The following is a 21,818-nucleotide window of genomic DNA, read 5'->3' on the forward strand; positions in this document are numbered from 1 at the left end:
TGCCATTTGACCACCCCCGGCAACGCGGCCTAGATAGGGGCCAAGTGAGGCGCGGAGGCATTTGCCATGAAGGTCATCATCTGCGGTGCGGGTCAGGTCGGTTGGCAGATCGCGCGCCATCTGGCGGGCGAACGCAACGACGTCACGGTGGTCGATTCCAATCCCGAATTGGTGCGGCGCGCGGCCGATACGCTCGACGTGCAGGGGGTGGTGGGCTTCGCCTCGCATCCCGACATTCTCGAGCAGGCCGGGGCGCGCGACTGCGATCTGATGATCGCCGCGACCCATTCCGACGAGGTCAACATGGTGACCTGTCAGGTCGCGATGTCGGTCTTCGGGATCACGCGCAAGATCGCCCGCATCCGGGCGCAGAGCTATCTGCAGCCGCAATATTCCGACCTTTATCGCCGCGATCACCTGCCGATCGACGTGATCATCTCGCCTGAGCGCGAGGTGGCCGAGGCCGCGCTGCGACGTCTGGCGGCGCCCTCGACCTTCGACACGGAAAGCTTCCTCGACGAGCAGCTGCAGCTTCTCGGGATCGAGCTGGACGCCGATTGTCCGGTGCTCGACACGCCGCTGCGCCAGCTCACCGATCTGTTCTCGACGCTCCGCGCGGTCGTGGTCGGCATTCGCCGCGAGGGCCGGCTGTTCGCGCCCGAGCCGGGCGATCAGCTTTTCGCGGGCGATCAGATCTATGTCTTTGCCCATGTCGAGGACGTGAACCGGACGCTCGATATCTTCGGCAAGTCGACGCAGAAGCAGGAACGCATCGTCATCATCGGCGGCGGGAATGTGGGGCTCAGCGTGGCCAAGGCGCTCGAAGCGCGGACCGAGCGGGTGCGCGCCAAGATCATCGAACGCTCGCGCGCGCAGGCCGAGAAGGCCGCCGATGCACTGGACCGGACCATCGTGCTCAATGGCGACGGGATGAGCTCGGAACTGCTGGAGGAGGCGAATATCGCCACCGCCGATGCGGTTCTGGCAATCACCGATGACGATAAGACCAACATCCTCGTCTCGGTGCGCGCCAAGCAGGCGGGCTGCCGGATGGCGATCTGTCTGATCAACGACCCGACGCTGGCGCCTTTGCTGTCGGCGCTCGACATCGACGCTTATATCAACCCGCGCGCGACGACCGTTTCGTCGATCCTGCGCCATATCCGGCATGGCCGCGTGCGCGCGATCTACTCGATCGGGGATGCCGAGGGCGAGGCGATCGAGGCGCAGGTGATGGGCACCTCGCCGATGTCGGGCAAGGCGGTGCGCGATGTCGATTTCCCCGAAGGCGTGCTCATCGGCGCGATCCGCAAGGGCGACAAGATCGTCAAACCCACCGGCAATACCCGCATCGAAGAAGGCGATATCGTGGTCCTGTTCGCGCTGACCTCCGATGTGCCCGAAGTGGAGCGCCTGTTACAGGTCTCCATCGACTTCTTCTAAGGGCGGGTCCCCGATGGAACGCATGATCAAGGCCTTGCCGCTGCCGATCCTCCTGATGGGAGTTTCGGCGCTGGCGATGTATGTGCCCGCGATCCATGCGCTTTTGACCCACCATCACCACACGGCGCGGGCGTTTTTCTATTCCGCCACGCTGTTCCTCTTCGCGACGGCCCTGATCGGTCTGGCCAACGGGTCGAACCCGCGGCCTGCGCGCGCGGGGCGGGCGAGCCTTTTGATCATGCTCGCCGCCTTCACCGTGCTGCCGCTGATGCTGGCGGTGCCGTTCTATGTCGCGGTGCGCGACACCTCGTTCTTCAACAGCTGGTGGGAGATGGTCTCGGCCTTCACGACCACGGGCGGCACGCTCTACGAGCCCACCCGGCTGGTCGGGTCGGTCCATCTGTGGCGCGGGTTGGTCGCGTGGATGGGCGGTTTCTTCATCCTCGTGATGGCGATCGCGGTGCTCGCACCGATGCGGCTGGGTGGGTTCGAGGTGTTCTTCTCGGGCGGTCCCTCGGGCGCGCCGGCCGCGGCGGCCCCGGCGGCCGATGGCGGGGCGGAGATGTCCGAGCGCATTGCCCATTACGCGGTGTCGCTCGCCCCGATCTATACCGGGCTGACGGTGCTCTTGTGGGTCTGCCTGCTGATGGCGGGGGACCGGTCGCTGACGGCGTTGATCCATGCGATGTCCACGCTGTCGACCTCGGGGATCTCACCGGTGGGCGGGATGGCCAATGCGCGCTCCGGCATGGCGGGCGAGATGGTGATCTTCATGTTCTTTCTGCCCGCGCTGTCGCGCAGGCTCTGGCCGGGCGGGGGCGAGCTGCGCGCCTCGCCGAAGCTGATCGACGATCCCGAGCTGCGTCTGGCTGCAGCGCTGGTGATCCTCGTGCCGCTGTTTCTCTTCATCCGTCACTGGATCGCGGCGCTGGAAGTGCGCACGCCGGGCGATTTCGGCGCGATCTTCAAATCGATCTGGGGCTCGCTGTTCACCTCGCTGTCCTTCCTGACCACGACCGGCTTCGAATCGTCGGCGTGGCATGACGCGCGCGACTGGTCGGGGCTGGGCACGCCGGGCTTGATCCTCGCGGGGCTTGCGATCATCGGCGGCGGGGTCGCGACGACGGCGGGCGGCGTGCGGCTGCTGCGGGTCTATGCACTGCTGCGCCACGGCGAGCGCGAGCTCGACAAGTTGATCTACCCGAACTCCATCGCGGGCGGCGGCATGATGGCACGCAGGTTGCGCCGGGAGGGCGCTTATATCAGCTGGATCGTGTTCATGCTGTTCGCGATCTCGATCGGCGGGGTGATGATGGCGGTCTCGCTGTTCGGCCTGTCTTTCGAGCCGGCGACGATCCTGACGATCGCGGCGCTGTCGAATACCGGTCCGCTGGCGGGGATCGCGGCGGATGTGCCGCTGAGCTGGGCCCATCTGAGCGAGCCCATCAAGGCTATATTCGCCTTCGCGATGGTGCTTGGGCGGCTCGAGACGCTGGCCATCATCGCGCTCTTCAACCCCGAGTTCTGGCGCTCCTGAATCCCGCATTTGATACGCAAATTCTGGCTCAGGGCCTAACAAACTGTTTTTTGGGCTGGAATCTCCCGCTCTGCACTGCATACTTGAATCAAATGGGCGCCTTTGACGCAGGCGCCCGGACGCGAGACACGAACAAGGGCAAGAACAATATGGCTGGCGATAAACAGAACCTGCAGGACGCATTCCTCAATCACGTTCGCAAAACGAAGGTTCCGGTCACGATATTCCTGATCAACGGGGTGAAGCTGCAAGGCGTCATTACCTGGTTTGACAACTTCTGCGTGCTTCTGCGCCGCGATGGGCAGTCTCAGCTTGTCTACAAGCACGCGATCTCGACGATCATGCCGGGACAGCCTATTTCGCTTTACGAAGGCGACGACTAAGCGTCGCGGCACGCGGCTTTAGCGATACATATCTTGAGCGAAACGACCTCTACCGAGACGCCCGACACGCGGGCCTACGTGATCCATCCCGACATTCCGTCGCGAGAGGGCCAACGGCACTTGCCCCAATTCGCGCTGTCCGAAGCGGTCTCGCTGGCCGCGGCCCTGCCGCATCTGCAGGTCATCGGCGAGGAGATCGTGAAACTGCGCAAGCCCGAGCCGGGCAAGCTGTTCGGTCAGGGCAAGCTGGCCGAGATCAAGGCGCGGCTGGAAGCGAACGAGATCGATCTTGTCTTCATCGACGGGCCGGTGACGCCCGTGCAGCAGCGTAACCTAGAGAAGGAATGGGGGGTGAAGCTCCTCGACCGGACCGGGTTGATCCTCGAAATCTTCGCCGACCGTGCGCGCACCCGTGAAGGTGTGCTGCAGGTGGAGCTGGCCGCGCTCAGCTATCAGCGCACGCGGCTGGTGCGGGCTTGGACCCACCTCGAGCGTCAGCGGGGCGGGCTCGGTTTCGTCGGCGGCCCCGGCGAGACCCAGATCGAGGCCGACCGCCGCGCCATCGACGAGCAGATCGTGCGCCTGCGCCGCCAGCTTGCGAAGGTTGTGAAGACCCGCGAGCTGCACCGCGCCGCGCGCCGCAAGGTGCCGTTCCCGATCGTGGCGCTGGTGGGCTACACCAATGCCGGGAAATCCACGCTTTTCAACCGCGTGACCGGGGCGGAAGTGCTGGCGAAGGATATGCTCTTCGCCACGCTCGATCCGACGATGCGCGGGCTGGAACTGCCCACCGGGCGCAAGGTGATCCTGTCCGACACGGTGGGGTTCATTTCCGACCTGCCGACGCAGCTTGTGGCGGCTTTCCGTGCGACGCTTGAAGAGGTGCTGGAAGCCGATCTGATCTTGCATGTGCGTGACATCTCGCATCCCGAGACCGAAGAGCAGGCGGAGGATGTGAACGACATTCTCGCCAAGCTGGGCGTCGCCAAGGAAGTGCCGCTGATCGAGGTCTGGAACAAGATGGATGCGGTCCCGCCCGATCAACGCCGCGCGCTGATGGTGCAGGAGGCCCGCGAGCCCGATCTGCAGGCGATCTCGGCGCTGACCGGCGACGGGCTCGACGCACTTCTGACCGCGATTGACGAGAAGCTCTCCGAAGAACGCTACCAAGAGGAAATCACGCTGCGTTTCGCGGATGGGCGCAAGCGCGCCTGGCTGCACGAGCAGAACGTGATCCGCGGCGAGACCCAGACCGAAGAGGGCTGGACCTTCGAGGTCGAATGGACCGGCAGCCAGCGCAACCGGTTCCGGGCGCTGTAAGGGCAGGTCGACCGAGGCAGGGGCGCTGCCCCTCTTCGCTGACTTCGCCGGCCCTCCGCTTACGCTTCGGGCGTTCGGCGGGCGTCCTTCCACAGGAAGGCCGCTGAACCCGCCTCACCCCCGGGATATTTTCGCCAAGCCGAAGCGGGCGCGTGCGCCATGGTTTTCCCCGGGGACGCCCATGACCGGTAGGGGTTGCCAAGCCTGCGCGATGGGTCTATATCGCGCGCACTTCACAGGCGGAGGCGGGCCAATGAGGGAGACATCCTCAAAGGTCCACCGGTTGGGGCATCTGCCCTGAGACCCTCCGCTCAGGCGCAAACCGGAAAAGGAATTGGACATGGCGCTTCCTGAATTCTCCCTGCGTCAGCTCTTGGAAGCTGGCGTTCACTTTGGCCACCAGACGCAGCGTTGGAACCCCCGTATGGGTCAGTACATCTATGGCGAGCGTAACGGCATCCACATCATCGATCTGACCCAGACCGTTCCGATGCTGGACCAGGCTCTGCAGGTCATCCGCGACACCGTTGCGAAAAACGGCCGCGTTCTCTTCGTCGGCACCAAGCGTCAGGCAGCTCGCCCGATCGCTGAAGCCGCTGAGAAATGCGCACAGTATTACATGAACCACCGCTGGCTCGGCGGCACGCTGACCAACTGGAAGACCGTCTCCCAGTCGATCAAGCGTCTCAACGAGATCGACGAGAAACTCGCGGAAGGCGCTGAAGGCCTGACCAAGAAAGAGCGTCTCGGCATGGAGCGTGACCAGGCGAAGCTTCAGGCGTCGCTCGGCGGGATCCGCGAAATGGGCGGTCTGCCGGACCTGCTGTTCGTGATCGACGTGAACAAGGAAGACCTCGCCATCGCGGAAGCCAAGAAGCTCGGCATCCCGGTCGTGGCCGTGGTCGACACCAACTGCCCGCCGAACGGCGTGGATTACGTGATCCCGGGCAACGATGACGCAGCGCGCGCCATCGCGCTCTATTGCGACCTCGCTTCGCGCGCGGCTCTCGACGGCATGTCGGCCCAGATGGGCGCAGCAGGCGTGGACGTCGGTGCCCTGACCGAGACCCCGGTCGAAGAGGCGCTGACCGAGGCTGAGGCTCAGTAAGCCACGACCGTCACCCAGATGACATGAGGGCGGGCTATCCCGCCCTCGCAGAGTTCTTGAAGGAGATCCGACCATGGCGATTACCGCCGCTCAGGTGAAGGAACTGCGCGAAGCAACCGGCGCAGGCATGATGGACGCGAAAAAAGCGCTGACCGAGACCGATGGCGACATGGACGCCGCCGTTGACTGGCTGCGCACCAAGGGCCTCGCGAAAGCCGCGAAGAAATCCGGCCGCGTCGCGGCTGAAGGTCTCGTCGCTGTCGCCGTGAACAACGGCAAGGGCGTCGCGATCGAGATGAACTCGGAAACCGACTTCGTCGCGAAGAACGCCGATTTCCAGAAGCTCGTCTCGGACATCGCGGAAGTCGCGCTGGAAACCGGTGAAGATGTCGAAGTCGTCAAGGCTGCGCATCTCAACGGCAAGAAGGTCGAAGACGTGATCACCGACGCCATCGCGCGTATCGGCGAGAACATGAACCTGCGCCGCATGCACATCCTCGAAGGCGACACGCTGGTGCATTACGTGCACAACGCTGCTGCCGACGGCATGGGCAAGATCGGTGTGCTCGTCGCGCTGAACGGCGCCGACAACGGCATCGGCAAGCAGATCGCGATGCACATCGCCGCGACCAACCCGGCCGCGCTGTCCGAAGCCGATCTCGACCCCGCGGTCCTCGAGAAGGAAAAGCAGGTTCAGATCGACATCGCACGTGAATCGGGCAAGCCCGAGCAGGTGATCGAGAAGATGATCGAAGGCCGCATGAAGAAATTCACCGCGGAAGTTACGCTGCTGAACCAGCAATTCGTCGTCAACCCCGACCTCACCGTCGGTCAGGCTGCGAAAGAAGCTGGCGTCGAAATCACCGGTTTCGTCCGGATGGAAGTCGGCGAAGGCATCGAGAAGAAAGAAGAAGATTTCGCTGCCGAAGTGGCGAAGACCGCAGCTGGCAACTAAGCCCGCGCCTCTTCTTTGAAATCGGAAAACGCCGCCCGGATCGGGGCGGCGTTTTTCGTTATTCGGCTGACTGTTGCGCGGCGATCTTAACGTGCGGCCGCCGTATGCGAAGTGTTGAGGAAGATCTGTTTTTGCACCGACGCTTTCATCACCGCCTGCGCAGTGGTGTCGACATCGAGCGCTTCTCGTGCAAGCCGCAGATGCTTTTCCACCGTAGACGGCGTCAGCCCCATGATGATCGCGATATCGGCGGTCGTTTTCCCCTCGGCCACCCATTCGAGCACTTCACGTTGTCGATCCGTCAGCGGGCGGCGTCCGGTGGAATAGGGCATGGTGGAGATGCGCAGATGCACGAGGCTGTTCATCACCATTAACTCGCGCTCGTTCTCGCGCCAGATCCGGTCGATCTCGTCCTGGCTCAACCCCGGCCGACCGACGAGGCCGATCGCGCCGCGCGCGTAGGAGAGCGGATCAGAAAATCCGATCGAATAGCCCGTACGAATTCCGAAGCGATGGTTGATTTCGATGACTTCGATTTCGCCCGGGGTCAATTCGCCCCGCATCGCACGGTCTGCCACCACGCGCCATGAACAGGGGCCGTCGTTCTGCGCCGCCCACTGAACCATCGGGGCGTTGCGGTATTTTCCCTCCCCGACAAAAATATCGAGATATTCCTTCGGGTGGTTCGATAGGATCAACAAATCGTCTTCGTGGCCGAAATTGTTGCCCTTTCGGAAACTTGTGAAGCCATAGATCAAACGATGGAACCCGTAGCGTTCCATTTCTTGGCAGTGACGTGACCAGATCTCCTGCACCGATTTCGCGCGTAAGACTGCCTCGCAAAAGGATAACATCGCGTTTCACCTCACAATTAGGTAGGTCGCGTAGCTCGTTACTACTATTCCAGCGCGCGAATTCTCCGCTCCGGAAGATATATCCGAATGTCTTATTTTTCGGGCGTTATGGCAACCCGCATGGGCGCCGATCTAGGTGGTGAAACGCTTTAGCGATGGGTCTCGATGCGGCTCTCGTGCGCGCAACCTTGGGTGGTCTCGGGGGCAAGGGTCGCGAGCGCGTCGTAATGGGTGAGGTAGATCTGCCCGGTCAGATGCGTGATCAGGTCCGAGCGCGTGAGCCGGTCCATCACAGGGCCTTTCACTTCGGACAGGTGCAGGCGCACGCCGGCGTCATTGAGCTGGTCGTTCACCTCTTCCAGCGCCTCGAGCGCGGACATGTCGATATGGTTGATCGCGGGGCAGTTCAGCACGACATGCTTGATCGTCTCGTCACTGGCGATGCGGTCGTAAATCATCTCCTCGACGAAGCGGGCATTCGGGAACCACAGGCTCTCGTCGATGCGCAGGCTGAGGATGCCCGGCGCGCAGCTTACGCGGTGGCGTTGAACATTGCGGAAATGCTCGGTGCCGGGAACCTGACCCAGTTCTGCCACATGCGGGCGCGAGCTGGCCCACAGCCGCAGTGCGATCGAGAGGATCACACCGAAGGCGATGCCGTCCTCGACGCCCCAGATCAGCGTGACCAGCACGGTCAGCGCCATGCCGATGCCTTCGCGGGGCGCGTATTTGAAGGTGCGCTTGAGCGCTTTGCTATCGACCAGCGTCAGCACCGAGACGAAGATCGTGGCCGCGAGCGTCGCTTGCGGCAGGTAATAGAGGGCAGGGGTCAGAGTGAAGGTCGCGAGCGCCACCCCGATCGCGGTGAAGGCCCCGGCGGCGGGCGTTGTGGCGCCGGCCTCGAAACTGACGACGGAGCGCGCGAAGCCGCCCGTGATCGGGAAGGACCCCGAGATCGCGGAGCCGATGGAGGCGCCGCCAAGGGCGATGAATTCCTGATCGGGGTCGATGCGCTGACGCTTTTTCGCGGCCAGCGTCTGGGCGACGGAGATCGTCTCGACATAGCCGATGATCGCGATCAACAGCGCCGGAACGAAGAGCTCTTTCCAGAGTGCGAGATCGGCGGGCGGAAGGCTCGGCGTCGGGAAGCCCAGCGGCACGGTGCCCACCACGCGGACGCCGCGTCCTTCCAGCCCGAAGAGCCAGGTGATCAGGATGGTCGCGGCCACGGCATAGACGGGGGCCGCGCGGGTCAGGATCGCCGCGAGCCGCTCGGACAGCCCCGCCTTCAGCAGGCGCGGTTTCAACCCACGCCGCGCCCAGAACAGAAAGACCAGCGACAGGATCGAGATGACGACCGTGTAGCCGTTGGTCTGACCGAGATGCGCCCAGAGCCCGCCGAGAATGTCGAAGATGCCGCCGCTCTCGCCTTGAATGCCGAAGAAATGCTTCATCTGACCGGCGGCGATCAGGATGCCGACGGCGGAGGTGAAGCCCGACAGAACCGGGTGGCTGAGGAAGGCCGTCATGAAGCCCATCCGCAGGAACCCCATGATCACCAGCATCACGCCCGACAGGAAGGCCAGCGCCACGGCGGCGGCGATATATTCGGGCGTGCCCTGCGCCGCAACCTTGCCCACCGCGGCCGCCGTCATCAACGAGATCACAGCGACCGGTCCCACGGCCAGAGGCCGCGAGGTACCGAAGACCGCGTAGATCAGCAGTGGCAGCACCGAGGCGTAAAGCCCGTATTCCGGTGGCATGCCAGCCAGCAGCGAATAGGCGAGCGATTGCGGGATCAGCATGATCGTCACAATCACAGCCGCGATCAGGTCGGCCTCGAAGGTCGGGCGATCGTAGTCGCGCCCCCAGCTAAGGATCGGCAGGTAGCGTTTGAGCATCTCGGTCTTCGGATTAGGCGCGGATCAGGCCTGATCGCGGCGGCTGGCGTAATACTGCATCACCGGCACCAGCGAGGAATGGTCATAGCCCGCCTCGGCCGCCGTGGCGACGATCTTGTCGATCTCCATCTCGCCCGCTTGGCTGACCCCCCACAGATGCGACGAGCGGGTGCCCGAGCGGCAATAGCCCAAGGCGGGCTTCTCCGCGGCATCCATGATCGTCGCGAAATCGTCGACCAGTTCCAGGCTCAGTTCGCCGGGATAATAGGGAAGGTAATAGGGGGTGAGGCCATGCGACTGGCACAGCGCCGCGATTGCGTCCGAGCGTTGATCCGCGTCCTCGATCTCTTCGTCGGGGCGATTGATGATCAGCGTGCGAAAGCCCATTTCCGCGAGCTTCGGCACGTCCTCGGGCTCGATCTGCGGGGCGACGGAAAACTCGTCGGTAAGTTTGCGCAGTTCCATAATCTGTCCTGTTATCCTGCCTTTAGATGGAGACGGGCGGGTCATGCCCGCCCGCTCGCTTATGGTCTCAGAGGCCGTTCACCGGAACCTTGAGATAGGTCTTGCCCTCGTCATCGGCGGGCGGCATCTGGCCCGCGCGCATGTTCACCTGCAGCGAGGGGATGATCAGCTTGGGCATCGCCAGCGTCGCGTCGCGCTCGGTGCGCATCTTGACGAATTCGGCCTCGGACTTGCCGCCGCCGATATGGATATTGCGGGCCTTTTCCTCGGCGACGCTGGTTTCCCACGCATATTCGTCGCGGCCGGGTGCCTTGTAGTCATGGCCCACGAAGATGCGGGTCTCGTCGGGCAGCGTGAGGATCTTCTGGATCGAGGAATAGAGCGTTTCCGCCGACCCCCCGGGGAAGTCGCAGCGCGCGGTGCCGAAATCGGGCATGAAGAGCGTATCGCCCACGAAAGCCGCATCGCCGATCACGTAGGTGAGGCAAGCGGGCGTGTGGCCCGGCGTGTGCAGGACCTTGCCTTCAAGTGCGCCCACGGAGAACGTGTCGCCTTCCTTGAAGAGCTTGTCGAACTGCGAGCCGTCGCGCTGGAATTCGGTGCCTTCGTTGAAGATCTTGCCGAACGTGTCCTGCACGACCTGAATGCGGTCGCCGATACCGATCTTGCCGCCGACGCGTTCCTGGATATAGGGCGCGGCGGAGAGGTGGTCGGCATGGACGTGGCTCTCGAGGATCCACTCCACCTCAAGCCCGTGCTCTTGCACATAGGCGATGACCTCGTCGGCGGATTTGGTATCCGTGCGCCCCGAGGAATAGTCGAAATCGAGCACGCTATCGACGACGGCGCAGGATTTGCTGCCCGGATCTTTCACCACATAGGAGACGGTGAAAGTCGCGGTGTCGAAAAACGCTTTGACGTCAGGTTTGATCATGGCGGCCTCCGTTAACCTGCCCAGCAGATAGTGCCGGGGATAATCTTATGAAATTGCGGCACTCTGTCCCAGCCCTTCCGTGATCTCGGGCGGTAAGGGATGCGAGAGGTCGGGAAGAACCCACTCCGCGGTCGAAAAATCGCCCCCGTCGGTATAGGCCGAAGGGGTTATCAGTACGCGCAGCCCGGCCCCTTGCGCCGATTGTAGACCCATTTCGCTATCCTCGAAAGCGATGCAGGCCTCGGGCGGCAGATGCAACCGGTTCAGCGCCAGCTCGAACACGTCGGGCGCGGGCTTCTTTGTCTCCACCTCGTCTCCGGCTGCGATCGCGTCGAACAGGTGATCGGGATCGGCGCCCAGCGTCGCGCGGATCAGCGCATCGACATTGGGCCGGTTGGTGGTCGTGGCGATGGCGAGCTTCATTCCCGCGTCGCGCGCATTGGCGATCAGTCGCGCCACGCCGGGGCGCAGCGGCACCTCGCCGTCGGTGATGATCTCGACATAGCGCCGGGTCTTGATCTTGTGCAGATCGGCGATTTCGTCGTCAGAGGGCCCGAAGCCAATGACCTCGCGGTGGCGCGCCATGCGCTCCTTGCCGCCGGTGGTCTTCAGCAGCTCGCGGTACGTTTCCTGCGACCAGTTCCAGTCGACGCCGCGCGCCGCGAAAGTTTCGTTGAAGGCGCGGCGATGCGCTTCTTCGGTCTCGGCCAGCGTGCCGTCAACGTCGAAGATCAGCGCGCTTACCATTTCCAGCCCTCCACCAGACCGGGCAGCATCGCCCAATCCGAGAAGGCCACGTCATGGGGCACTTCGGTCAGCGGCGTCTTGCGATAGCCCTCGGAATAGATGGCGAAGGGCGCCTGCGCGTTCACCGCCGTCTCCGCATCGACCTCCGAGTCGCCGACATAGATCATCGCGCCGCCGCCAAGTGCCTGATGGCAATGGTGCAGCATCTGCGGCTCGGGCTTGCGGGTGGGCATGGAATCCCCGCCCAGCGTCAGTTCGAAATACTCCCAGAGACCGACATGGCGCAACGCGGCCTCGGCGGGCGCGAAGGGCTTGTTGGTGCACACAGCCATCCGGCAGCCCATCTCCTTGAGCGTGTCGAGCGCGGCGATCACGTTCGGATAGGGCACGTTGCCCTCGACGTCCGTCTCGTAGCGCGCGATCAGCGCGTGCTCCACGCGGGCGAAAAGCGGCCCGTCCGGGTCTTCGCCCGAGGTGATCAGCAACTGGCGCACGAGGTTGGGCACGCCCTTGCCGACGAAGCTGCGGATCATCGGCAGCGAGAGCGGCTCGAAGCCCATCTCGGTCAGCACGGCATTCGAGACGGCATGGATCGCGGGCACGGAGTCGATCAGCGTCCCGTCGAGGTCGAAGATGACGGAAGGGGCGTCGCTCATGCGGCTTTCCACTTGATCGAGCAGCCCATCGACGGGATCTGGTCGCGCGGGCCTTCGCCGGTTTCCACGACCATCATCATGCCCTCGTACAGCTCGCGCTTGGCATCTGCCGAAGCGGCCTGCTTGGTCGAGGCATCGAGACGCCCGCGATATTGCAGCCCGTCCTCGGCGTTGAAGCCGAAGAAATCGGGGGTGCAGGCGGCGCCGTAAGTCTTCGCCACCGCCTGGTTTTCGTCATAGAGATAGGGGAAGGGGAAGCCCTTCTCCTCGGCCAGTTTGGCCATGTTCTCGAAGCTGTCCTCGGGGTAGTCGTCGACATCGTTGGCCGAGATCGCCACGACCCCGATCCCCGCCTTCTGCAACTCCGCCGCATCGCGCAGGATGCGGTCGAGGATCGACTGGACATAGGGGCAATGGTTGCAGATGAACATCACCAGCGTGCCCTTGGGGCCACGGATGTCATCGAAGCTGTATTGCTTGCCATCGGTGCCGGGCAGGGTGAAGCCCGGAGCCTTCCAGCCGAAATCGCAGACGGGGGGTGTGACGGCCATGAGACCTCCTATTCGAATTCCATTTCCTCGTAGACGACGCCCGCGTTCTTCGTCGCCAGTTCCTCGAACGTGTCGAGGTTTTTGTAGGGGCTCTGATCCACGTAGTAGGCCTCGGTCAGATCGCCACCATTGTCGATATGCTCACCGATCTTGCCGCGCAGGTATTTCAGGTAGCCGGTCGTGCCACGCGTGACCTTGTCGAGATTGGTCGGATGGCCGTGGCCGGGGATGATGAAGGCGGGCTCGAGCGGTGCGAATTTGGTTTCGAAGGTCTCGATCCAGCAGCTCGTGCAGGTGCCCGAGAAAATCGGCGGCATCCGTTCGGAGAAGGCGATATCGCCCGCGATCATGAACTTCTGTTCGGGCAGCCAGACCTGCGTATCGCCAGGGCTGTGCGCGGGACCGAGATGCATCACTTCGATGGTCATGTCGCCCATCTCGATGACGCGTTTGTCCTCAAAGGTCTCGGTGGGCAGCTTCGGATCGGTGCCCTCGGCGGTCTCCTTGCCGTAATTTTTCAGCGCCTCGAAAGCGCCGCCTGCGTCATGCTCGAACTCGGCCGCCGCATCGACATGGGCGAGCACCGGCACGCCCTGTTCGATCCAGTAATTATTGCCGAGCATCGCATGGCCCTGACCGTTCTCGTTGATCACCAGCTTCACCGGCTGATCGGTCACCGCCTTGATCTCGTCATGCAGCGCACGGGCGAGCTGATAGGACGCGCCGGAATTCACCACGACCACGCCATCGCCGGTGACGATGAAGCTGAGATTGTTGTTATGGCCCGAATTCTCATAGGTCGGCGGTGCGGTCGCGCCGATCGAGGTCCAGACGCCGGGGATCACCTCATAGGGTTTCGAATAGAGAACCGAGCCGGGATACATGTCCGGCACGTCCTCCGAGGCGAGCGCGGGGCTTACATGAAGAAGCCCCGCCAAGACGCTGGTCAAAAGAAGTTTTTTCACCCTCAGACCTCCGGCACGTAGCGATAGGCGTCGCCGTCGCGCTCGACCCGGCCCAGACCACCTTCGGGCAGGTGATAGCCGATGATCGGCAGCTTATCGGTCGCAAGCTGATCCAGCAGCGCCACGCGGGTCTTTGCGCCCAGCTCCGGGTTCTGATCCGAGCCCGCCTCCATGCCCGGCGCCGCGAAGGCGAGGTAGTGGTTCACGATCGCATCGCCGATGATGAAGGCCTGCGTGTTGCCGTTCTTGATGTGGAAGGACATGTGACCGGGCGTATGGCCGGGGGTCATCTGCGCCATGATGCCGGGCAGGATTTCCGCGCCATCGCCGAAAGTGTCGATCTGATCTTCAAGGATTTCGAGGCGGCGCAGCGCGCCGGCCGCGAAGGTCTTGCGGCCATCGTCGATCGTGTCGAGCGTCTCGGGATTCAGCCAATATTCGAACTCGTCCTTGCCCATCATGTGCTGGGCGTTAGCGAAGAACGGCTCGTCGAAATCGTCGAGCACACCCCAGAGGTGATCCGGGTGGCCATGGGTGAAGACGACATGGGTCACGTCATCGGGCGCGACTTCGAGCGCATCCATCGCTTCCATCAGCTTGCCGGCCGAGGGCATGAAATCATTGCCCGAGCCCACGTCGAACAGCACCGTGTTGGTCCCGTCGCGATAGAGCGTGACGTTGCAGGGCGGCTCGACCGAGTCACCGGTGATGCCGTAGCTCTCGAGGATCGGCTTGGCGTCGGGGTTGTCGCTCACGAAGCTGAGCGGCAGGACGAGATTGCCATCGGACAGCGTGTCGAGCCGGGCCGACCCCATTTCGAGGGTCTGGGCGGCGAAGCTGAGCCGGGGAAGGGCGGTCATGGCGCCCATCGCCAGCCCTCCGCGCAGAATGGTGCGTCGCGTGAAAGTCATGCCAGTCCTCCCTTACTGGTATTCAATTCCACGAATATGACTGAGAGGTCGCCGCAGGGCAAGCGGTCAGATCACGGTTTTGCGACCGCGCCACCCTGCACCGATCTGGCCGTCATTGCGCCGCTTTGAGTGCTCCCTGAGCCGCTTCGCGGATCGCGCGCATATTCGCACCATAGACTTCGGGTTTGTCGACCGAACCGCCCTTGAAGACGGCCGAGCCCGCCACGAAGCAATCCGCACCGGCCTCGACCAGCGGGCCGACCGTGGTCGGATCGACCCCGCCATCCACCTGAATGTGAATCTCGCGATCGCCAATCATTTCGCGCACTTGGCGAACCTTGTTGACGCTACCCGGGATGAATTTCTGACCACCAAAGCCGGGGTTCACGCTCATCACGAGAACCATATCGACGAGGTCGAGCAGTTCCGAGATCACGTTGGCAGGCGTGCCGGGGTTCAGCGAGATGCCGCATTTCACGCCCTGCGCCTTGATCGCCTGCAGCGTGCGATGCGGGTGCGGACCGGCCTCCCAATGCGCGACGATCATATCGGCGCCCGCTTCGGCATAGGCCTCGATGTAAGGGTCGACCGGCGCGATCATCAGGTGGACGTCCATGAAGGTTTTCACATGCGGGCGGAACGCTTTCACGGCGGGCGGGCCGAAGGTGAGGTTCGGCACGAAATGCCCGTCCATCACGTCGACATGGACCCAATCGGCCCCCTGATCTTCGATGGCGCGGATCTCGGCGCCGAAATTGGCGAAATCGGCCGACAGGATCGACGGCGCGATCTTGATGGAACGGTCAAAGCTCATAGGGTCCTCCGGGGATCATTTCGTCAGTTGCGCGAACAGGGTCGGCAGTTTCTCGGGCAGGCGCTCGACCTGATCGATCACGGTGAAGTTGTTGGCCCCGAAGATGCGCGACACATAGGCGTCGGCCTCGGGGTCCAGCGTCAGACAATAGCTGTTAATGCCGATCTGCTGGAGTTCCGCAACCGCCTTCTTGGCATCCATGCGCAGATATTGCGGGTCGCGCTCGTCGATATCGGCGGGTTCGCCATCGGTAACGATCAGTAGCAGCTTGTGCGCCTCGGGGCGCAGGCTCAGGTGATGGGCGGCATGGCGCATCGCAGCGCCCATCCGGGTCGAGAGCCCGCCTTTCATGCCCGCGAGGCGGCCTTTGACCTCGGAATCGAGCTTCTGTTCGAAATCCTTGAAGCGCTGATATTGCACGTCGTGGCGACCGTCCGAGGAAAAGCCGTGGATCGCGAAAGGGTCGCCAATGCCGGAGATCGCCGAGGCCACGAGCGCCGAGGCCTCGCGCGTCAGCTCCAGCACGGTCTTGTCCGAGCCGCGCACGGTCTCGTTCGTGCTTTCCGACAGGTCGAGCAGGATGCAGACCGCCAGATCGCGCCGGTTGATCACGTTGCGCATGGTTATCCGCATGTCGGGCTGCATGCCGATCCGCTGCATCACCATCGCATCGACGGCGGCGTTGATGTCCAGCTCGTCGCCATCCTCCAGCCGCCGCTGGCGCGAGATGCCCTGCGGGCGCAGCCGGTCGACGATCTGCTTGATGCGATGCCGGATGCCGCGATGGGCGGTCAGGATCGTGTCGATCTCGTCCGGGTCGCCCATTGGCGGCCGGTGTTCATAGACGGTCGACCACGACGGGCGCATCAGCTGCACCTTGTAATCCCACTCGCCGTAGTGAAACGGGTCGGAGATCGGGGCTTTGCCCTCCATCTCGTTATAGCTGACGCCCTCATCCTCGTAGGGGAACAGCTCTGACGAGAGCACCCAGACTTCCTGTGCATCGTCGCCCGCGGTCTCGACATCGACCTCGTTGACGAATTCCATCAGGCCCACGCGCTTGCGCACTTGTCCTTGGGCAGGCTGGTAGGCGTTCTGGTTCGACCAGTCGTAATCCGAGAGCGACCAGATGAAGCGGTTGTCGTCGCGATACGGAATTTTCAGAGATTCGAGAATGCGAAGGGACGGCACCGCGCGGCGCTGCGCGAGCAGGTTGAACAGCTCGACCCCCAGCGACCAGGAGAACATCGTCTCGCGCGCATTGCCCGCAATCTCGCCGTGGAAGGTCTCGACGAGATTGTCGATCTCCAGATCGCCGGTGCGGGTGCCGGGCGTGTTCAGCGCGCGCGCCACCTTCTCCAGCAGATACATCGTCTCGTGTTCGTATTGCCCTTGCGGCGTTTCCGGCATCAGCCGGTCGAACATCGCGCGCAGCCCCGGAAAGGCCTGCGTCGCGCAATATTCGACCCGGGCATCCTCGATCATGCCGATCAGGAAGATCTGCGCGGGGTTGAGCGCTTCCTGCCCCAGCCCATGATCGGAATAGACGATATGGGCCGCCATATGGGCGCACATCGCGCGGTAGAGATCGAGGCCGGAGGCGCCGTTGATCCCGTCCACCGCATCGGGCAGATGCAGCGCGCCGTCCTCGATGAAGGGGCGGAAGCCTTCGAAGTCGGCGGCAGAGGGACGCAGGAAGAAATCGCGGGCCCAGAAGGCGCGGAGGTAGAAGTTCAAGCGGCGCTGGCTGTCGATGAAGAGCGTACCGCGGCGTTCCTGTTTCAGGACCGCTCGGCTGTCTTCCGAAACAAGACCGAAGTAATCCGCCTGTTTCGGCAGGTCGCGGCGATAGGCTTCGGCGCCGAAATCCACCCAGCGGCGTAGGCCCGAAAGCGTGAGTTTGCTCAGCAGCTCTTCGAGCACGCCGAACATCGGACGCAGGCCCCGCGGCGCACGGGCCGCCAGCCGGTGCAGCAGCGCGAGATAGCCGCGCAGCAGCTCCGGGTCACCGAAACGGTTGGCGGCGCCGGGCAGCGTGTCGAGCATCAGCACCAGAATTTCGCCCGAAACCATCGAGGCCAGCTTCAGCACCGCGCCCACCACGTCGCGGATCACGTCCTCGCCGCATTCCTTGGCGACCTGCGGCATCTCGTCGAGATAGGAGATCAGCAGGCGCGGCCCCTTGCCGAGCGAGGTCATCGCCTTCGCGCCGTCCATGTAATCCCTCAGACCGGCGGGCGACATCATCCGCGCCGCCTCGTGGAAGAGCCCGTCGAGGGTCTCCACCAGCTCCGGCGCGGATTTGATCAGATCGGCGGCGTAATCGTCGAGATCGACCTTCATCGGACGCGCTCCTTAGGCCACCTTCGAACTGTCGGTGATCTCTGGGAAGAAGGTCTGGACGGCCGCCTGCAACGTGTCGCGCATATCCGCGTCATCGGTCAGCGGCTCCACCAGCGCCATCTGGCAGGCGGCGGGCGCGGGAATGTCCTGCGAGATCAACTGGCCCGCATAGACCAGAAGGCGCGTCGACATGCCCTCATCGAGCCCGTGGCCCTTGAGGTTGCGCGAGCGTTCGGCCACCTGCACGAGGCGTTCGGCGGTCTTCAGGTCGATCCCGGCCTCGTGGCTGACGATCTCGGCCTCGGTCGCGGCCTGCGGATAGTCGAAGTTCATCGCCCCGAAGCGCTGCTTGGTCGATTGCTTGAGGTCCTTCATCATCGACTGGTAGCCGGGGTTATACGAGATCACGACCTGAAAATCGGGATGGGCATCGACCAACTCGCCCTTCTTCTCCAGCGGGAGCTGGCGGCGGTGGTCGGTCAGCGGGTGGATCACGACGGTGGTGTCCTGTCGGGCCTCGACGACCTCGTCGAGATAGCAGATCGCGCCGATCCGCGCGGCGACGGTCAGCGGGCCGTCCTGCCATTTCGTGCCGTTGATATCGAGGAGGAACCGCCCGATCAGGTCGGAGGCGGTCATGTCCTCGTTACAGGCCACGGTGATCAGCGGGCGCTGCAGCTTCCACGCCATATATTCGACGAAACGCGACTTGCCGCAGCCCGTGGGGCCCTTGAGCATCACCGGCATGCGCACGTCATAGGCGGCGGCATATTGCTCGATCTCGTTGCCGACGGGCCGGTAATAGGGCTCGGTCTTCACACGGAACTGGTCTGGGTCGATATCGCTCATGGGTGGCTCTCCGTCGCGCTGGAAAATCCGGAAAAATGGGGCAGGGCGGGCCGCCGCGATCGGCAGCCCGCCCCTCGTGTCAGATCAGGCAGAGGCCGACATGTCGGCGCGGTGCACCACCATCGAGGTGCCCTGCGTCTGCTTGAAGTTGTCGTAGCCCACGAGGCGGACATGGTTGCCCGGGTTCGCCTTCTTGCACATCTCGATTTCGCGGAAGATCGCATCGACATCGGTTTCCCCGAACATCGGCAGCTTCCACATATACCAGAAGTTCGAGCGCATATTCTCGGGCTCGGTATGCTCGATGGCCGGGTTCCAGCCCTTCGAGACGATGTACTCCACCTGCTTGCGCAGCTCGTCGTCGTTGAGCTGGGGCAGATAGGAGAAGGTGCCCATCTTGCGGCTGTTCGGGTCCGAAATACGCGAGCCGTAATCTTGCATTTCACTCATGGTGTCAGTCCTTTCTCAGGCGTTGGTGGGAGGGGCGCGCCTTAGCGGTGCGCCACGTCCAGCTTGTCCACGGTGTCGAACTCGAACTTGATCTCTTTCCACGTCTCCATGGCGATCTTGAGTTCGGGCGAGTGCTTGGCGGCCGAGGTCATGATGTCTTTCGACTCCTTCTCGAGATCGCGACCCTCGTTGCGTGCCTTGACGCAGGCCTCGACCGCGACGCGGTTTGCCGCTGCGCCGGCTGCGTTGCCCCAGGGGTGGCCCAGCGTGCCGCCGCCGAACTGAAGGCAGCTGTCATCGCCGAAGATGTTGACCAGCGCGGGCATGTGCCACACGTGGATGCCGCCCGAGGCCACCGGGAGCACGCCCGGCATCTGGCCCCAGTCCTGATCGAAGAAGATGCCGCGCGAGCGGTCTTCCTTGACGTATTTGTCGCGCATCAGGTCGATCCAGCCGAGCGTCGCTTCGCGGTCGCCTTCGAGCTTGCCGACGACGGTGCCCGAGTGCAGGTGGTCGCCGCCAAGAAGGCGCAGCATCTTCGCGAGAACGCGGAAGTTGATGCCGTGCTTGGGGTGGCGGTCGATCACGCCATGCATCGCGCGGTGCACGTGCAGCAGCATGCCGTTATCGCGGCACCAGCGGCTCAGCGAGGCCTGCGCGGCCCAGCCCATCGTCAGGTAGTCCGACATGATGATCGGCGAGCCGATCTCCTTGGCGAACTCGGCGCGCTTGTACATCTCCTCGATGTTCGGCGCGGTGACGTTCAGGTAGTGGCCCTTGCGCTCGCCGGTTTCGCGCTCTGCTTTCTCGATCGCTTCCTGACAGAACTCGAAACGGTCACGCCAGCGCATGAAGGGCTGCGAGTTGATGTTCTCGTCATCCTTGGTGAAGTCGAGACCGCCACGCAGGGCCTCATAGACCGCTCGGCCGTAGTTCTTCGCCGACAGACCCAGCTTCGGCTTGATCGTGCAGCCGAGGAAGGGACGACCATATTTGTCGAGCTTGTCGCGCTCGACCTGAATGCCGTGGGGCGGGCCGTCGCAGGTGGTCACGAACCACAGCGGGAAACGCACATCTTCCAGACGCAGCGCGCGGACGGCCTTGAAGCCGAACACGTTGCCCACGAGCGAGGTGAAGACGTTGACGACCGAGCCTTCCTCGAACAGGCCCATCGGGTAGGCGATGAACGCGTAGTAGCTCTCGTCGTCGCCCGGCACGTCCTCGATCGCATAGGCGCGACCCTTGTAGTAGTCGAGATCGGTCAGAAGGTCGGTCCAGACCGTGGTCCAGGTGCCGGTCGAGGATTCCGCGGCGACGGCGGCTGCGGCTTCCTCACGCGGGACACCCGCCTGCGGCGTGATCTTGAAGACGGCGAGCACGTCGCTGTCTTTGGGGGTGTAGTTCGGCTCCCAGTAGGTTTCACGGTACTCTTTGACGCCGGCGCTGTATTTACCGGGATTTGCATGCTGGTTCATCGGGGTCTCCTTGTCTCCCTAAATCCGATATCTGCGGCCCCGGGCGCTCGACTGCCGGGATCGCGGGTGTGTCAGGCGGCTTTAGCCGCGGAAATCACCGGGTCGAGCGATCCGTCGGCATAGCGCTTGGCCATGTCATCGAGGTCGATCACCTTGATCTTGCTGGCATTCCCGGCAGTGCCGAAGCGCTGGAAGCGGTCGAGGCAGAGCTTCTCCATCTCTTCCATCGCGGGGATCATGAATTTGCGCGGGTCGAATTCGGTCGGCTTGTCCTGCGCGACCTTGCGGAACTGAGCCGTCAGCGCCATCCGGTTGTCGGTGTCGATATTCACCTTGCGCACGCCCGACTTGATGCCGCGCTCGATCTCTTCGACCGGGACGCCGTAGGTCTGGGGCATCTCGCCGCCGGACTCGTTGATCAGATCCTGCAGATATTGCGGAACGCTGGACGAGCCGTGCATCACGAGGTGAACATTCGGGATCTTCGCGTGGATCTTCTCGATCTGGCTGATCGCGAGGATGTCGCCCGTGGGCTTGCGCGAGAACTTGTAGGCGCCGTGGCTGGTGCCGCAGGCGATCGCCAGCGCGTCGACCTTGGTCAGCTTGACGAAATCGAGCGCCTCGTCGGGATCGGTCAGCAGCTGGTCATGGCTGAGTTTGCCAACCGCGCCCGAGCCGTCTTCCTCCGCCGCTTCGCCGGTCTCGAGATTACCGAGCACGCCCAGCTCGCCCTCGACCGAAGCGCCGACCCAATGGGCCATGTCGGCCACGCGCTTGGTGATCGCGACATTGTAGTCCCAATCGGCGGGGGTCTTCATGTCTTCCTTCAGCGAGCCGTCCATCATCACGGAGGTGAAGCCATGGCGGATCGCGGTGAGGCAGGTGGCCTCGTTATTGCCGTGGTCCTGATGCATGCAGAGCGGGATGTCGGGATACATCTCCGACAGCGCCTGGATCATGTGGCGCAGCATGATGTCGCCGGCATAGCTGCGCGCGCCGCGCGAGGCTTGCATGATGACGGGGGCGTCGCATTTCGCCGCCGCCTTCATGATGGCGATCCCCTGTTCCATGTTGTTGATGTTGAACGCCGGCACGCCGTAGCCGTATTCCGCGGCGTGATCGAGCAGTTGTCTGAGCGTAATCAATGCCATATCAGG

At 63.4% G+C, this 21,818-nt stretch carries 21 protein-coding genes; 6 read left to right on the forward strand and 15 right to left on the reverse strand.

Translation table 11 applies throughout. The annotated features are described in order from the left end of the window. The first annotated feature begins 66 nt into the window (after window positions 1–66). The 6 genes from trkA to tsf all read left to right on the forward strand — a co-directional run bounded on the left by trkA (window position 67) and on the right by tsf (window position 6,746). Window positions 67–1,443, forward strand: coding sequence for a Trk system potassium transporter TrkA (trkA, locus tag BMI85_RS11805; RefSeq protein ID WP_078520699.1), 1,377 nt, complete (start codon window positions 67–69; stop codon window positions 1,441–1,443). 13 nt (window positions 1,444–1,456) lie between these two features. Further along, the gene (locus BMI85_RS11810; protein ID WP_078601418.1) at window positions 1,457–2,980 is read left to right on the forward strand and encodes a potassium transporter TrkG; all 1,524 of its coding nucleotides are present in this window, start codon (window positions 1,457–1,459) and stop codon (window positions 2,978–2,980) included. A gap of 149 nt (window positions 2,981–3,129) precedes the next feature. Beyond that, window positions 3,130–3,363, forward strand: coding sequence for an RNA chaperone Hfq (hfq, locus tag BMI85_RS11815; protein WP_038060695.1), 234 nt, complete (start codon window positions 3,130–3,132; stop codon window positions 3,361–3,363). Window positions 3,364–3,396: 33 nt separating this feature from the next. Then, window positions 3,397–4,683 (forward strand): GTPase HflX, encoded by a 1,287-nt coding sequence (gene hflX / locus BMI85_RS11820; RefSeq protein WP_078601419.1) that lies wholly within the window; start codon window positions 3,397–3,399, stop codon window positions 4,681–4,683. Between the two features lie 340 nt (window positions 4,684–5,023). Beyond that, the gene (gene rpsB, locus BMI85_RS11825) at window positions 5,024–5,791 is read left to right on the forward strand and encodes a 30S ribosomal protein S2 (RefSeq protein WP_078540912.1); all 768 of its coding nucleotides are present in this window, start codon (window positions 5,024–5,026) and stop codon (window positions 5,789–5,791) included. A gap of 73 nt (window positions 5,792–5,864) precedes the next feature. Next, window positions 5,865–6,746 carry a translation elongation factor Ts gene (tsf, locus tag BMI85_RS11830; RefSeq protein ID WP_078520695.1) on the forward strand — a complete coding sequence of 294 codons (882 nt, stop codon included), beginning with the start codon at window positions 5,865–5,867 and terminating at the stop codon, window positions 6,744–6,746. Between the two features lie 86 nt (window positions 6,747–6,832). On the opposite strand, the gene BMI85_RS11835 is transcribed toward tsf, so the two are convergent. From BMI85_RS11835 to fba, 15 genes are all read right to left on the reverse strand, one after another. Then, entirely contained in the window at window positions 6,833–7,561 is a 729-nt protein-coding gene (locus BMI85_RS11835; protein WP_246832549.1) for a LuxR family transcriptional regulator, read from the reverse strand. 188 nt (window positions 7,562–7,749) lie between these two features. Continuing rightward, entirely contained in the window at window positions 7,750–9,501 is a 1,752-nt protein-coding gene (gene sulP, locus BMI85_RS11840) for a sulfate permease (RefSeq protein WP_078601420.1), read from the reverse strand. 24 nt (window positions 9,502–9,525) lie between these two features. Further along, window positions 9,526–9,966 carry a TIGR01244 family sulfur transferase gene (locus BMI85_RS11845; RefSeq protein WP_083076851.1) on the reverse strand — a complete coding sequence of 147 codons (441 nt, stop codon included), beginning with the start codon at window positions 9,964–9,966 and terminating at the stop codon, window positions 9,526–9,528. A gap of 67 nt (window positions 9,967–10,033) precedes the next feature. Beyond that, on the reverse strand, window positions 10,034–10,897 hold the full coding sequence (locus BMI85_RS11850; protein WP_167376022.1) for an MBL fold metallo-hydrolase: 864 nt from the start codon (window positions 10,895–10,897) through the stop codon (window positions 10,034–10,036). Between the two features lie 48 nt (window positions 10,898–10,945). Then, entirely contained in the window at window positions 10,946–11,647 is a 702-nt protein-coding gene (locus BMI85_RS11855) for an HAD family hydrolase (protein WP_078601422.1), read from the reverse strand. Then, window positions 11,641–12,303: a phosphoglycolate phosphatase gene (locus tag BMI85_RS11860; protein ID WP_078520689.1), complete on the reverse strand. Its 663-nt coding sequence runs from the start codon at window positions 12,301–12,303 to the stop codon at window positions 11,641–11,643. Before BMI85_RS11860 ends, BMI85_RS11855 begins: the two co-directional genes overlap by 7 nt. Next, on the reverse strand, window positions 12,300–12,854 hold the full coding sequence (locus BMI85_RS11865) for a thioredoxin family protein (protein WP_078601423.1): 555 nt from the start codon (window positions 12,852–12,854) through the stop codon (window positions 12,300–12,302). The genes BMI85_RS11860 and BMI85_RS11865 overlap by 4 nt, the downstream gene beginning before the upstream one ends. Window positions 12,855–12,862: 8 nt before the next feature. After that, entirely contained in the window at window positions 12,863–13,819 is a 957-nt protein-coding gene (locus tag BMI85_RS11870; RefSeq protein ID WP_246832550.1) for an MBL fold metallo-hydrolase, read from the reverse strand. Window positions 13,820–13,821: 2 nt separating this feature from the next. Continuing rightward, window positions 13,822–14,730, reverse strand: a complete 909-nt coding sequence (locus BMI85_RS11875; protein ID WP_078601424.1) for an MBL fold metallo-hydrolase — start codon at window positions 14,728–14,730, stop codon at window positions 13,822–13,824. 112 nt (window positions 14,731–14,842) lie between these two features. Continuing rightward, entirely contained in the window at window positions 14,843–15,544 is a 702-nt protein-coding gene (gene rpe / locus BMI85_RS11880; protein WP_078550350.1) for a ribulose-phosphate 3-epimerase, read from the reverse strand. Window positions 15,545–15,559: 15 nt separating this feature from the next. Next, complete coding sequence (locus BMI85_RS11885) at window positions 15,560–17,887, reverse strand: VWA domain-containing protein (RefSeq protein WP_078601425.1); 2,328 nt, start codon at window positions 17,885–17,887, stop codon at window positions 15,560–15,562. Window positions 17,888–17,899: 12 nt separating this feature from the next. Beyond that, window positions 17,900–18,736, reverse strand: a complete 837-nt coding sequence (locus BMI85_RS11890; RefSeq protein ID WP_078601426.1) for a CbbQ/NirQ/NorQ/GpvN family protein — start codon at window positions 18,734–18,736, stop codon at window positions 17,900–17,902. A gap of 84 nt (window positions 18,737–18,820) precedes the next feature. Then, complete coding sequence (locus BMI85_RS11895) at window positions 18,821–19,186, reverse strand: ribulose bisphosphate carboxylase small subunit (RefSeq protein ID WP_078520682.1); 366 nt, start codon at window positions 19,184–19,186, stop codon at window positions 18,821–18,823. Window positions 19,187–19,227: 41 nt separating this feature from the next. Then, on the reverse strand, window positions 19,228–20,661 hold the full coding sequence (locus BMI85_RS11900; RefSeq protein WP_078540934.1) for a form I ribulose bisphosphate carboxylase large subunit: 1,434 nt from the start codon (window positions 20,659–20,661) through the stop codon (window positions 19,228–19,230). A 71-nt stretch (window positions 20,662–20,732) separates the two neighbouring features. Continuing rightward, the gene (gene fba, locus BMI85_RS11905) at window positions 20,733–21,812 is read right to left on the reverse strand and encodes a class II fructose-bisphosphate aldolase (protein WP_078540936.1); all 1,080 of its coding nucleotides are present in this window, start codon (window positions 21,810–21,812) and stop codon (window positions 20,733–20,735) included. Window positions 21,813–21,818: the final 6 nt, after the last annotated feature.

This window comes from Thioclava sp. DLFJ4-1 (genome assembly GCF_002020145.1).
In the GTDB taxonomy this organism is placed as follows: Bacteria; Pseudomonadota; Alphaproteobacteria; order Rhodobacterales; family Rhodobacteraceae; genus Thioclava; species Thioclava sediminum.

What these genes read in the sequence shown, in the direction of transcription:
- BMI85_RS11855 (WP_078601422.1), bottom strand. Translation starts at nt 11,647, where the DNA reads ATGGTAAGCGCGCTGATCTTCGACGTTGACGGCACGCTGGCCGAGACC.
- BMI85_RS11900 (WP_078540934.1), bottom strand. Translation starts at nt 20,661, where the DNA reads ATGAACCAGCATGCAAATCCCGGTAAATACAGCGCCGGCGTCAAAGAG.
- BMI85_RS11865 (WP_078601423.1), bottom strand. Translation starts at nt 12,854, where the DNA reads ATGGCCGTCACACCCCCCGTCTGCGATTTCGGCTGGAAGGCTCCGGGC.
- rpe (WP_078550350.1), bottom strand. Translation starts at nt 15,544, where the DNA reads ATGAGCTTTGACCGTTCCATCAAGATCGCGCCGTCGATCCTGTCGGCC.
- BMI85_RS11890 (WP_078601426.1), bottom strand. Translation starts at nt 18,736, where the DNA reads ATGAGCGATATCGACCCAGACCAGTTCCGTGTGAAGACCGAGCCCTAT.
- BMI85_RS11845 (WP_083076851.1), bottom strand. Translation starts at nt 9,966, where the DNA reads ATGGAACTGCGCAAACTTACCGACGAGTTTTCCGTCGCCCCGCAGATC.
- BMI85_RS11885 (WP_078601425.1), bottom strand. Translation starts at nt 17,887, where the DNA reads ATGAAGGTCGATCTCGACGATTACGCCGCCGATCTGATCAAATCCGCG.
- rpsB (WP_078540912.1), top strand. Translation starts at nt 5,024, where the DNA reads ATGGCGCTTCCTGAATTCTCCCTGCGTCAGCTCTTGGAAGCTGGCGTT.
- hfq (WP_038060695.1), top strand. Translation starts at nt 3,130, where the DNA reads ATGGCTGGCGATAAACAGAACCTGCAGGACGCATTCCTCAATCACGTT.
- trkA (WP_078520699.1), top strand. Translation starts at nt 67, where the DNA reads ATGAAGGTCATCATCTGCGGTGCGGGTCAGGTCGGTTGGCAGATCGCG.
- BMI85_RS11810 (WP_078601418.1), top strand. Translation starts at nt 1,457, where the DNA reads ATGGAACGCATGATCAAGGCCTTGCCGCTGCCGATCCTCCTGATGGGA.
- fba (WP_078540936.1), bottom strand. Translation starts at nt 21,812, where the DNA reads ATGGCATTGATTACGCTCAGACAACTGCTCGATCACGCCGCGGAATAC.
- BMI85_RS11895 (WP_078520682.1), bottom strand. Translation starts at nt 19,186, where the DNA reads ATGAGTGAAATGCAAGATTACGGCTCGCGTATTTCGGACCCGAACAGC.
- tsf (WP_078520695.1), top strand. Translation starts at nt 5,865, where the DNA reads ATGGCGATTACCGCCGCTCAGGTGAAGGAACTGCGCGAAGCAACCGGC.
- sulP (WP_078601420.1), bottom strand. Translation starts at nt 9,501, where the DNA reads ATGCTCAAACGCTACCTGCCGATCCTTAGCTGGGGGCGCGACTACGAT.
- BMI85_RS11875 (WP_078601424.1), bottom strand. Translation starts at nt 14,730, where the DNA reads ATGACTTTCACGCGACGCACCATTCTGCGCGGAGGGCTGGCGATGGGC.
- BMI85_RS11860 (WP_078520689.1), bottom strand. Translation starts at nt 12,303, where the DNA reads ATGAGCGACGCCCCTTCCGTCATCTTCGACCTCGACGGGACGCTGATC.